The organism is Sphingomonas sp. SphC10 (assembly GCF_057004845.1).
This window is the reverse complement of record NZ_CM168044.1, coordinates 1,929,445-1,940,951: the sequence shown is the minus strand read 5'-3', so window position 1 is coordinate 1,940,951 and position 11,507 is coordinate 1,929,445. Positions and strand designations below refer to the sequence as shown.

9 protein-coding genes are annotated in these 11,507 nt (G+C 67.2%); 7 read left to right on the top strand and 2 right to left on the bottom strand.

Annotation, left to right across the window (positions count from 1 at the left end; genetic code table 11):
• Positions 1 to 36: 36 nt before the first annotated feature.
• The gene (locus tag ACWKSV_RS08735; RefSeq protein ID WP_237243420.1) at positions 37 to 489 is read left to right on the top strand and encodes a biliverdin-producing heme oxygenase; all 453 of its coding nucleotides are present in this window, start codon (positions 37 to 39) and stop codon (positions 487 to 489) included.
• A gap of 148 nt (positions 490 to 637) precedes the next feature.
• On the opposite strand, the gene ACWKSV_RS08730 is transcribed toward ACWKSV_RS08735, so the two are convergent.
• Positions 638 to 2,794 carry a histidine kinase dimerization/phosphoacceptor domain -containing protein gene (locus ACWKSV_RS08730; protein ID WP_076717072.1) on the bottom strand — a complete coding sequence of 719 codons (2,157 nt, stop codon included), beginning with the start codon at positions 2,792 to 2,794 and terminating at the stop codon, positions 638 to 640.
• A 192-nt stretch (positions 2,795 to 2,986) separates the two neighbouring features.
• Between ACWKSV_RS08730 and ACWKSV_RS08725 the strand changes: the two genes are divergently transcribed.
• Genes ACWKSV_RS08725 through ACWKSV_RS08705 form a run of 5 tightly spaced genes read left to right on the top strand, consistent with a single transcriptional unit; the run spans position 2,987 to position 8,345 of the window.
• Positions 2,987 to 4,153: an acyl-CoA dehydrogenase family protein gene (locus ACWKSV_RS08725; RefSeq protein ID WP_191864551.1), complete on the top strand. Its 1,167-nt coding sequence runs from the start codon at positions 2,987 to 2,989 to the stop codon at positions 4,151 to 4,153.
• Positions 4,154 to 4,169: 16 nt separating this feature from the next.
• Positions 4,170 to 5,768, top strand: coding sequence for a carboxyl transferase domain-containing protein (locus tag ACWKSV_RS08720; protein ID WP_076717069.1), 1,599 nt, complete (start codon positions 4,170 to 4,172; stop codon positions 5,766 to 5,768).
• Complete coding sequence (locus ACWKSV_RS08715; RefSeq protein ID WP_076717067.1) at positions 5,768 to 6,046, top strand: barstar family protein; 279 nt, start codon at positions 5,768 to 5,770, stop codon at positions 6,044 to 6,046. Before ACWKSV_RS08720 ends, ACWKSV_RS08715 begins: the two co-directional genes overlap by 1 nt.
• On the top strand, positions 6,046 to 7,899 hold the full coding sequence (locus ACWKSV_RS08710) for an acetyl/propionyl/methylcrotonyl-CoA carboxylase subunit alpha (RefSeq protein WP_076717065.1): 1,854 nt from the start codon (positions 6,046 to 6,048) through the stop codon (positions 7,897 to 7,899). The genes ACWKSV_RS08715 and ACWKSV_RS08710 overlap by 1 nt, the downstream gene beginning before the upstream one ends.
• Complete coding sequence (locus ACWKSV_RS08705; protein ID WP_076717061.1) at positions 7,896 to 8,345, top strand: MaoC family dehydratase; 450 nt, start codon at positions 7,896 to 7,898, stop codon at positions 8,343 to 8,345. The genes ACWKSV_RS08710 and ACWKSV_RS08705 overlap by 4 nt, the downstream gene beginning before the upstream one ends.
• Before the next feature lie 81 nt (positions 8,346 to 8,426).
• On the opposite strand, the gene ACWKSV_RS08700 is transcribed toward ACWKSV_RS08705, so the two are convergent.
• Positions 8,427 to 10,490, bottom strand: a complete 2,064-nt coding sequence (locus tag ACWKSV_RS08700; RefSeq protein WP_191864553.1) for a TonB-dependent receptor — start codon at positions 10,488 to 10,490, stop codon at positions 8,427 to 8,429.
• A gap of 259 nt (positions 10,491 to 10,749) precedes the next feature.
• On the opposite strand from ACWKSV_RS08700, the gene ccmC reads away from it, so the two are divergent.
• Positions 10,750 to 11,475: a heme ABC transporter permease CcmC gene (gene ccmC / locus ACWKSV_RS08695; RefSeq protein ID WP_076717058.1), complete on the top strand. Its 726-nt coding sequence runs from the start codon at positions 10,750 to 10,752 to the stop codon at positions 11,473 to 11,475.
• Positions 11,476 to 11,507 lie beyond the last annotated feature (32 nt).

Here is an 11,507-nt window from a genome sequence, read left to right as displayed (position 1 = left end):
GCCCTGCGGGCCCGTACGGGTCCCGCGCATGAGGCGGTGGACGCGGCTTATGGAGCCTATCGGCTGGACGATCGCGAAAGCTATACGGCGTTCCTGATCGCCCATGCCCGCGCACTGCCCGCGGTAGAGGTGTGGCTGGCGGAGCGAAGCATCGCTTTTCCGTGGCGATCGCGACGCGCGGCGCTGGCGGCGGATCTGGCCGCTCTCGGGCGGGAGATGCCCGAGCCCTTGCCGTTCGATCCGGCCGATGACGAGGCGGCGCGCTGGGGTGCGCTCTACGTGACCGAGGGCTCGCGGCTGGGCGGCGTGATGCTGGCCCGGCAGGTCGGGGAGGGGCTTCCCCGTGCCTATCTGGAATCCGGTTTCGGGGCGGGGGAGTGGCGGGATTTTCGCCACGCCCTTGATGCTGCGGCTGGCGATGAAGCATGGGTCGACCGCGCTGTTGTGGCGGCTGAGCAGGTCTTTGGACTATATCGTAGGGCCGCTTAGAGCAGGGTGGCATCCTAGCCCCTCCCCTTCAGGGGAGGGGGTGAGGTGGAGCCTTTCCACGAACGCCACGCTTGCGGAAGCGCCCCACCCCCGGCCCCTCCCCTGAAGGGGAGGGGTGAGGCTATTTCAGACTGTCACAGTCCAGCCCTCAATCCGCGATCGGCGCGACCACGATGGCGCGCAGGCCCGGCTGGTTGTCGTCATATTCGATCGAGCCAGACAGCCGCTGCATCATCGCCGCCATCATCCGGCTGCCGAATCCGCGACCCTGACCGGGCTCTTCGTCGCCCTTGCCGCGACCCTGATCCGCAACGATCAGGCGCAGGCGGTTGCCATATTGCTCCAAGGTGATCGTCACCGGGCCCACCGCGCCGCCATAGGCATATTTGGTGGCGTTGATGATCAACTCCGTCGTCACCAGCCCCAGATTGATCGCCCGGTCGGTCGGCATCAGCACCGGCGCCAGATCCAGCCGCATCATCGCCGCCCAGTCCTGACCCAGCGATTGTTTCATGTCGCCGACCAGATCCTCCAGATAGCGCGCCAGATCGACCGTCTGAATCTGATCGTCGCGGTACAGGCGGCGATGGACCAGCGCCACGGCCGACAGCCGTGCCTGCGCCTCGGCCAACTGCTCGCGCACGCGGGGGTCGTCCGCCGCCTTGGCCTGGAGCGACAGGAAGGACGAGACGAGTTGGAGGCTGTTCTGGACCCGGTGGTCCACCTCCTTCATCAGGACGTCCTTCTGCAGGAGCAGCGCCTCCTTGTCGTCGAGCGTGCGCTGCAATGCGGTGTTCAGCCCGCGCAGCCGGTAATTCTGCGCGGCATCGTGCAGCGCCCGGCGCAGGCGGTGCCCCGCCTCGACCTCTTCCATCGTCCACCGGCGCGAGCGGCCGCGCACCGTCTCGCGCCAGCTTTCGAACGAGGTGCGCGGGTTGAGCGTCGCATCGGGCGTCAGCGCGACCGACTTGTGCGGGTTGCCCGCCCATTCGACCTCTTCGACATGCTCGGCCCGGAACCAGAGCAGGGTGACGCCGCCATCGACCAGCGGCAGCGCCAGCACACCTGCCGCCGTCGTCGCCAGCGGTGCGGCATCGGGCATCTGAGCGGGCAATTCATGGGTGAAGAACACGTCGCCCGCGCCCCGGATCAAGGCCCAGCCGGCGATATCGGGGATCGCGAGATCATGCGGGCAGGTGCCGTGGCGATACACCTTGCCCTGATCGACGACGGCGAAGCCGGTCGCGCCCATCATCGCCATCATCTCGGGCATCAGGCGGCGCATGGCGGGGACCAGATCGCCCATGCCGATGATGCGCGGCAACAGGCTGTCCTCCGCGGCGCGCAGGCGCAGGCGCTCGCGATACAGCTCGGCCTCTTCCTTCGCCCGGATCTGCCGCGCCAGCGCGCTGGCCAGCCCGGCGGCGGCCGCGCGCAGGTCGGGCGACAGGCGACGGGGCGTATAATGGTGGCAGGCGATCATGCCCCACAGCACGCCGTCCTTGACGATCGAGATCGACGCCGAGGCCGCCACGCCCATATTTTTCAGATAGCGGACATGGATCGGCGACACGCTGCGCAGGCCGACATCGCTGAGGTCCAGCGTCTGGAAACCCTCGGGCCGGATCGGGGCGGGGACGTAATCGACATCCGGGATGCTGCGCGTCCGGTTGCGGACATAGAGCGCACGCGCCTGTTTCGGGATGTCGGAGGCCGGGAAATGATGATGGAGGAAGGATTGCAGTCCGGCCGACCGTGCCTCGGCGACGACGCGGCCCGCATCCTCGTCCAGAAAGCGATAGAGCATGACCCGATTGAACCCGGTCAGCATCTGGAAGGTGGTAGCGGCCCGTTCGAACAACATGGGCAGGTCGGCGGTCCGCTCGAAACTGGTGACGGCGGCGTCCAGCCAGTTGAGCGGGCTGCCCTTGCCCCAGGGTGCGTCGATGCTCCCGGCTTCGAGCTCGATCAGCACACGTTCGCCCGCGACGCGGTGCGCGGTAACCGAAAAGCGTTCCGAGATACCCTCGACCGGCACGGCGGCGACGGTCGTGCCAGGGCCGATCGGCATGTCGGAGACCATCTGCGCAACCTCGTCGCCCAGCAAGGCGGTCAAGGGTCGGCCTAGCCAGTCGGCGGCCAATCGCTCCTCGATCGGCCCGGCGCCCGCGATCACCTCCAGCGTCGTTGCGTCGACCACCAGCAACAGCCCATGCGGCTGAACGGCACCGGGAATATGGATAGGCTCCCGATCGCAAGCGGTAATGTCCAGGTTGGGATCAGTGGCGACGGAGCGAGTAGCCATCGGGCAAAAAATTCCTCTCAATCCGTCACATGGCGCGTTTCATACGGGGTTGCAAATCCCTGAACCCTGCAATCGATCCGATATGGGATCGACGGCAAAGGGGTAATTTGAGGGGACGCAACGAAGATTGCGCGTTTGAGTAATATACGGTTAAAGCGAGCCGACGGACTCAAAGAGCCGCTTGGAGAGGACATGATCGACGATTTCGACTTCGCGCTCGGCGAAAGTGCGGACATGATCCGTGAGGCGACGCGCCGTTTCGCGACCGACCGGATCGCGCCGCTCGCCGTACGAATGGATGCGGAAGACTGGTTTCCCCGTGACATTTGGCCCGAAATGGGCGCGCTGGGCCTGCACGGCATCACCGTCGCCGAAGCCGATGGCGGCCTGGGGCTAGGTTATCTGGAACATGTCGTCGCGATCGAGGAAGTGTCGCGGGCTTCGGCCTCGCTGGGCCTGTCCTACGGCGCGCATTCCAATCTTTGCGTCAATCAGATCAGCCGTTGGGGCAATGCGGAACAGAAGGCGAAATATCTTCCCGGACTGATCTCCGGCGAACATGTCGGCAGTCTGGCCATGTCGGAGGTGTCGGCGGGCTCGGACGTGGTGTCGATGAAGCTGCGCGCGGTGAAGGCGGACGGCGGTTGGGTGCTGAACGGCACCAAATTCTGGATCACCAATGCGGCCTATGCAGAGACGCTCGTCGTCTATGCCAAGACGGGCGAGGGGAGCCGGGGCATCACCGCCTTCCTGATCGAGAAGGACATGGCGGGCTTCGTCGTCGGCCAGAAGATCGACAAGATGGGCATGCGCGGCAGCCCGACCGCCGAGCTGGTGTTCAACGACTGTTTCGTCGGCGACGCGCAGGTGATGGGGCCGGTGAATGGCGGTGTCGGCGTGCTGATGAGCGGGCTCGATTATGAGCGTGCGGTGCTGGCGGGCATCCAGCTGGGGATCATGCAGGCGTGCCTCGATGTGGTGGTTCCTTACGTCCGCGAGCGGCGGCAGTTCGGCCGCGCGATCGGCGAGTTCCAGCTGATCCAGGCCAAGATCGCCGACATGTATGTCGCGCTCAATTCGGCGCGGGCCTATGTCTATGCAGTGGCGCGTTCCTGTGACGCAGGCCGTACGACCCGGTTCGACGCGGCAGGCGCGATCCTGCTGGCGAGCGAGAATGCGGTGAAGGTCTCGCTGGAGGCGATCCAGGCGCTGGGCGGGGCGGGCTATACGAAGGACTGGCCGGTCGAACGTTTCGCGCGCGACGCCAAGCTGCTCGACATCGGGGCGGGGACCAACGAGATTCGCCGGATGCTGATCGGCCGCGAGTTGATCGGCAAGCTCGAAAAGGTGGCACAATGAGCCTCGGGGTGAAGTGATGGGTGCGGTGATTTCCTCCCGGATCGCGCGCGATGACGCGACGTTTCGCACCAACGCCGATCACAACCGGGCGCTGGCCGAGCGGCTGCGCGCCGATGTTGCAAAGGCCGGGCTCGGCGGTAACGAGGCTTCGCGCGAGCGCCATGTGTCGCGCGGCAAGCTGCTCCCCCGTGACCGGGTGGAGCAGCTGCTCGATGCCGGTTCGCCTCTCCTCGAAATCGGTCAGTTGGCGGCCAACGGCCTGTATGACGATGCCGTGCCGGGTGCCGGGGTGATCGCCGGGATCGGCCGTGTGCACGGCCGCCAGGTGATGATCGTCGCCAATGACGCGACGGTGAAGGGCGGCACCTATTACCCGCTGACCGTCAAGAAGCACCTCCGCGCGCAGGAGATCGCGCTGGAAAACCGGCTGCCCTGCATCTATCTGGTCGACAGCGGCGGCGCGAACCTGCCGCATCAGGCGGAGGTGTTTCCCGACCGCGATCATTTCGGCCGCATCTTCTTCAACCAGGCGCAGATGTCGGCGGCGGGCATTCCGCAGATCGCCTGCGTGATGGGCAGCTGCACGGCGGGCGGCGCTTACGTCCCCGCCATGTCGGACGAGACGGTGATCGTGCGCGGGCAGGGGACGATCTTTCTCGCCGGGCCGCCGCTGGTGAAGGCCGCGACGGGCGAGGTCATCTCGGCCGAGGAACTGGGCGGCGCGGACACCCATGGCCGCAAGTCCGGTGTGGTCGATCATGTCGCGCAGGATGACGATCATGCGCTGTCGATCGTCCGCGACATTGTGGAAACCCTGCCGCCGCAGGCCATGCCCGATGTCAACCTCGCCGAGGCGGACGAACCGCTCTATCCGGCGGAAGAACTTTATGGCCTGATCCCGCAGGACGTGCGCGCGCCCTATGACGTGCATGAGGTGATCGCCCGGTTGGTCGACGGATCGCGCTTCCACGAATTCAAGGCGCTGTACGGCGCGTCGCTGGTCTGCGGTTTCGCGCATATCCATGGCAAGCCGGTCGCGATCCTGGCGAACAACGGCGTGTTGTTTTCCGAGAGCGCGCAGAAGGGCGCGCATTTCATCGAGCTGGCCTGTCAGCGACGTATCCCGCTGCTGTTCCTGCAGAATATTTCCGGCTTCATGGTCGGCGGTCGTTATGAGGCCGAGGGGATCGCCAAGCATGGCGCCAAGCTGGTGACGGCGGTGGCGACGGCGCAGGTGCCCAAGATCACCGTGCTGATCGGCGGCAGCTTCGGCGCGGGCAATTACGGCATGTGCGGGCGCGCCTATAGTCCTCGCTTCCTGTTCACCTGGCCCAATGCGCGGATCAGCGTGATGGGCGGCGAACAGGCGGCGAGCGTGCTGGCGACGGTCCACCGCGACGCCGATAGCTGGACGCCGGACGAGGCGGAGGCGTTCAAGGCCCCCATCCGCCAGCGTTATGAGGATGAAGGTAATCCCTGGTACGCGACCGCGCGGCTGTGGGACGACGGCATCGTCGATCCGGCGCAGACGCGCGATGTGTTGGGCCTGGCGCTGGATGCGTGTTTGAATGCGCCGATCGCGGAGGCGCCCCGGTTCGGGGTGTTCCGCATGTGATGGCGATGGACCTGACCATCGACGGTGCGACCGTCGCGGACGAGGCCGATTTCCATGACCGTATCCGCGAAGCCTCTGGCGTCGAATGGTATGGCGGTAGTCTGGATGCGCTGTTCGACCTGCTGATTGCGGTCGTCGAGCCGCCCATCATGCTGACCCTCACCAATGCTGCCGCTGCGCGCACGGTGATCGGCGAGCGGTTCGATCGTATTCTGACCGTGATCTTCGATGCCATCGCCGAACGACCGGGTGCCATCACGTTGAAGCTGGAATCCTGATGATGAAGAGCCTCCTCATCGCCAATCGGGGCGAGATCGCCTGCCGCATCATCCGCACCGCGCGCGAGATGGGCCTGCGCACTATCGCCGTCTATTCCGAGGCCGATGCGCAGGCGCTGCATGTGCGGCTTGCGGACGAGGCCATGCTGATCGGCCCGGCCCCGGCACGTGAAAGCTATCTGGACGCCAATCGCATCCTCGCGGCCGCGCGCGAAAGCGGGGCGGAGGCGATCCATCCCGGCTATGGTTTCCTCTCCGAGAATGCCGAGTTTGCGGAAAGCGTGATCGCCGCCGGGCTGGTCTGGGTCGGCCCCAACCCCGACAGTATCCGCGCCATGGGGCTGAAGGATGCCGCCAAGGCGCGGATGATCGCCGCCGGGGTACCCGTCACGCCCGGCTATCTGGGCGAGGACCAGTCGCCCGACCGCCTTGCCGCCGAGGCGGATGCGGTCGGCTATCCCGTACTGATCAAGGCGGTGGCGGGCGGCGGCGGCAAGGGGATGCGCCGCGTCGACGAGCCCGCCGCCTTTGCCGAGGCGCTGGCATCCTGCCGTCGCGAGGCGGCGGCGTCGTTCGGCGACGACCGGGTGCTGATCGAGAAATACATCCTCTCCCCCCGCCATATCGAGGTGCAGGTCTTCGGCGACCGCCATGGGCGGGTCGTCCATCTCTTCGAGCGCGATTGCTCGCTGCAACGTCGCCACCAGAAGGTGATCGAGGAAGCCCCCGCACCCGGCATGGACGACGCGACGCGGGAAGCGGTCTGCGGTGCCGCGGTCCGTGCGGCGCAGGCGGTGGACTATGTCGGCGCGGGGACCATCGAGTTCATCGCCGACGCCTCCGAAGGACTTCGTGCCGACCGCGTCTGGTTCATGGAGATGAACACCCGTCTCCAGGTCGAGCATCCCGTGACCGAGGCGATCACCGGCGTCGATCTGGTCGAGTGGCAGCTGCGCGTCGCGGCGGGTGAGCCCTTGCCGATGGCGCAAGCCGATCTGTTGATCCACGGCCATGCGATCGAGGCAAGGCTTTATGCCGAGGACCCGGCCAAGGGTTTCCTGCCCGCGATCGGCACGCTGGAGGTGTTCGACCTTGGCGACGATACCGCGATCCGCATCGATACCGGAGTCGAGGAAGGGGCCGAGATCACGCCCTGGTACGATCCGATGATCGCCAAGGTCATCGCGCATGGCGACACCCGCGACGAAGCGCGCGAGGCGTTGGCGGATGCGCTGGACGAGGCGGTGATCTGGCCGGTGCGCACCAATGCGGGCTTTCTGGTGCAGGCGCTCGACCATCCCGATTTCGCGAGCGGCCAAGTCGATACCGGTCTGATCGCGCGCGAGGGGGAGGCGCTGATGCCGCCGACCGAGCCGTCCGAAGAGGCCCTGGCCGAGGCCGCCGCCGCGCTGATCGGGCAGGACGCGCTGTCGGGCTTCCGCCTGAACGCAGCGCCCCGGCGCACCGCGCGCTTCCTGCTCGATGGGCGGCCGATCACCGTCGATTTTGCGCACGCGGGCGACGTCCCCCCGGCGCCGACCGACGAGGTGCTGATTTCGGAGGGCGGCCAGAGCTGGTCCTTCACCCGCTGGCGCGCCGATGGGCTGGCGGCGGGCGGGGCGGGGGACGGGGCGATCCTGTCGCCCATGCCCGGCCGGATCATCGCCGTCGCCGTGACCGAGGGGCAGGCAGTGAGCGCAGGCCAGCCGCTCGTCACGCTGGAGGCGATGAAGATGGAGCATGTCTTGACCGCGCCGTTCGACGGCGTGGTTACCGACCTGAAGGCTGAAACCGGCGGTCAGGTGGCCGAGGGCGTCGCGCTGGTCCGTATCGTTGCGGAGGACGCGGCATGAGCGGGCGCTTCTTCGACGACTGGGCGATCGGCGACCGGATCGAACACCCCATCCGCCGCACCGTGACCGAGACGGACAACCTCCTGTTCTCGACCATGACCCACAACCCGCAGCCGCTGCACATCGACGCCGAGGCGGCGAAGGCGAGCGAATTCGGCCAGATCCTCGTCAACGGCACCTTCACCTTTTCGTTGATGGTCGGGCTGTCGGTGGGGGAGACGACGCTGGGGACGCTGGTCGCCAATCTCGGTTACGATGAACTGGTCATGCCTGCGCCGGTCTTCCTAGGCGACACGCTGCGCGCGACCAGCGAGGTGACGGGCCTGCGCGAGAGCAAATCGCGGCCGGAGGCGGGGCTGGTGACGTTCCGGCACGAGGCGCTGAACCAGCGGGGCGAGGTGGTGTGCCGGTGCTTGAGGACGGCGTTGGTGAAGAAGCGAGGGTAGCGCGCCCTTCGACTTCGCTCAGTGCGAACGGGGGCCAGTACCCAGTTTCGCTCAGCCCGAGCGAAGTCGAAGATCAAGGGATTATAATCGCGTCCGAACTCCGATCCACAAAGTTCGCGGCGTCGCCCGCTCGATCAGCCCCGCGCCGCTATACGCCGCCTCGACCCGCGCATCGGCGAGGTTCTCGGCCCGCGCTTCGATCAGCCAGCCGCGCACCACCGGCACCGCCGCATAGGCATCGACCGTCGTCGCGGGCGCCAGCGAGCGGTTATTCTGGTCGTCCTCATACTGTCGCCCGACATGGCGCAGCGTCCCGCTCAGCACCGCGCCGCGACGCTCGACCGCCAGGGTCCCCGAAAACTGGTCGCGTGGTGTCTGGGCCGGGCGCAGGCCGTCGAGCGGGGCGGCAGTGCCCGATGCTTCCACCCGCGCATCGACATGCGACCAGGACCCACGCGCGCTGAGCGGACCATAGGTCCAGTTCGCCTCCAGCTCGAAACCCTGGGATCGGATCGCGTCGAGATTTCGCCGCATCCGGTACACGCCGTTCGCCGCGACGAAGCCGACGCCCGGAAATGTCCCCGGTCCACGCCCCAGGGTCACATTGGCGATCGCATCGGTCAGCCGGTTGAGGAAATAGGTGCCCGACAGCCTTAAGCCCGCCGCCGGTGTCAGGTCGAACCCGCCCTCGATACCCCCGACATGTTCGGGGTTCAGCGCGGCATTGGCGGCGGTGGCGTCCGCTCCGGCGCGGAACGGCCGGTAAAGTTCGTTGAGCGTCGGCAGTCGCCACCCGCGATAGGCCGCCGCGCGCAGGGTCAAGGGCTGCACGATCCGCATCGCCGCCCCCAGGCGCCCGGTAAACTCCTGCCCCGAGCGATCGGGGAAATCGGTATCGGTCAGCACGGCGCCGGTCGCCAGCACGCCCTCATCCAGCCGTCCGTTGCGGATGCGCCAGTCATCCACCCGCGCGGCGGCGGTGACGGTCAGCGCGCCCGCCTCGACGCTGCCATCGGCGAACAGCCCCATGGTCCGCGTCGCGCCGCCCGCCTCGCGCCGTCGTGTGGGTAGTCCCGCGACATAGGTATAGCGTTCCTGCGTCCGTCCGCTGGTATCGCGAATGTCTCCGCCCAGCCGCAGCTTCACCGTATCGCCCAGCGGCGGCGACACCTCGACCCGTCCACCCCGTCCGGTGGCGGGGACATTATACTGGTCGAGCGTCAGCGTGGCCGCCGTTCGCGCCGCATTCACGCTGGCATAGCGCGACGCGAATTGCCGCGTCTGGACATAGGCCAGCGCCGACCAGCCCCAGGCTCCTCGCCCGACCAGCCGGACGCTCGCATCCGCGCCGTCCGAGCGATTGTCGGTAAAGTCGGTCCCCCGGTCGCGCGCGTCGTGAAAGGCGGCGAGCGTCATCTGCAACTCGGTGGCGGGCGCGATCCCGACGACACCGCGCGCCGCGCCCGAATATTGTTCGTAAGGCGCAGACCGATCGGCGGGGCCTCGCTGGCCCTCGACGACCGGAATGAAGCCGTCGCCGCGCGCATAGGCGCCGGACACCGTCAGAAAGCCGCCATCCCGCACCAGCGACGCCGACCCTTGCGCATCCACCGAATCGCGGCTGCCATAGGACAAAGCGAGGTCCAGCGGGGACAGCTGGTCGGGCGTCGCACTGTCCATCTCGATCGTGCCCGCCAGCGCGCCCGGCCCCCAGAAACCCGATCCGCCGCCGCGCGTCACCCGGATTCGCCCCAGCCGTCCGGTCGCATAGGCGGGAAAGACGACCCAGCCGCCGAACGGATCGGCCTGCGGCACGCCGTCCAGCACCAGCAGCGCGCGGCTCGACGCATTGCCGCCCAGCCCGCGCAGGGTGATTCCCTGCGACGTCGGATGCGCCGAGCGGCTGTCCGAGCGGCGGAACTGCTGGAGCCCCGCGACATCGGCGAGGACGTTTTCCAGCCGTTGCGAGGCGTTCTGCGTGATCCGGTCGCGGTCGATGGTCACGATGTCCAGTGCGCTGTCGCCCGGCTGGTCGGCCAGGCCCCGGCCGGTGACGATCACGGTTTCGGGTTCGGTGGTTTGTGCGGAAAGCGTGGCTGGCGCGAGCGCGAGGGCGAGCAGAGGCAGGCGGTGAAGTGCAGGCATGATGATGTGATGGTCCCCTTTGCTCCCCTGATAGGGATGTCAGGAGGGTAAGACGAATCAGGATATGAACAGGTCCCGCCCTCAATGGATTTCACGCCCCTCCCGTAAACGGGAGGGGATGGGGGAGGGCAGGCCACAAGCGATGGTCTCGGTGAGACACCATGCCCTCCCCAAACCCCTCCCGCTTGCGGGAGGGGCTTAAAGAAGGTGGGAGAAGGCGGATGACGCGCCTGAAAAACCGCCTTACAGTCCTGTCATCGTGGCCAGTCTACACATCCTTGCGAACCCCGCGCGTTTCCTGAAGATCGCTCGTCCGCTGACCGGGATTTTCCTGGGTCTCGGCATCGTGCTGATCGCGGTCGCGGTCTGGGCGGGGCTGGTGATGACGCCGCCCGATTATCTTCAGGGCGAGACGGTGCGCATCCTCTATATCCATGTCCCCGCCGCCTGGCTGGGCATGGGGGGATGGAGCGGCATCGCCATCGCCAGCCTGTCGCTGATCGTCTGGCGGCATCCGCTGGCGCAGGTCGCGGGGCGCGCGATCGCGTGGCCGGGTGCAGTCTTCACGGCACTCTGCCTCGCCACCGGATCGATCTGGGGACGGCCGACCTGGGGGACATGGTGGCAGTGGGATGGGCGGCTGACCTCGATGCTGCTGCTGCTGTTCGTCTATCTGGGCTATATCGCGCTCGCCCGTGCCGATGCGGATCGCGGCGGGGACGGGCGGATCCCGGCGCTGTACGGGCTGGCGGGCACGGCGTTGCTGCCGGTCATCCGTTACTCGGTGGTGTGGTGGAACACGCTGCACCAGGGCCAGTCGATCGGACTGACCGGCTCCAGCATCGACACATCCCTGCTCTGGCCTTTGCCCATCGCGCTGGGCGGCTTCACCTTTCTGTTCGCCGCCATCGTGCTGATGCGGATGCGCACCCTGCTGGCGCAGGCCAAGGCCGAAGCACGGATGCGACGGATGGCGCGCGCATGAACCAGATGGATTTCGTGGCAGCGGCCTATGCG

What these genes read in the sequence shown, in the direction of transcription:
- ACWKSV_RS08730 (WP_076717072.1), bottom strand. Translation starts at nt 2,794, where the DNA reads ATGGCTACTCGCTCCGTCGCCACTGATCCCAACCTGGACATTACCGCT.
- ACWKSV_RS08725 (WP_191864551.1), top strand. Translation starts at nt 2,987, where the DNA reads ATGATCGACGATTTCGACTTCGCGCTCGGCGAAAGTGCGGACATGATC.
- ACWKSV_RS08720 (WP_076717069.1), top strand. Translation starts at nt 4,170, where the DNA reads ATGGGTGCGGTGATTTCCTCCCGGATCGCGCGCGATGACGCGACGTTT.
- ACWKSV_RS08715 (WP_076717067.1), top strand. Translation starts at nt 5,768, where the DNA reads ATGGCGATGGACCTGACCATCGACGGTGCGACCGTCGCGGACGAGGCC.
- ACWKSV_RS08710 (WP_076717065.1), top strand. Translation starts at nt 6,046, where the DNA reads ATGATGAAGAGCCTCCTCATCGCCAATCGGGGCGAGATCGCCTGCCGC.
- ACWKSV_RS08705 (WP_076717061.1), top strand. Translation starts at nt 7,896, where the DNA reads ATGAGCGGGCGCTTCTTCGACGACTGGGCGATCGGCGACCGGATCGAA.
- ACWKSV_RS08700 (WP_191864553.1), bottom strand. Translation starts at nt 10,490, where the DNA reads ATGCCTGCACTTCACCGCCTGCCTCTGCTCGCCCTCGCGCTCGCGCCA.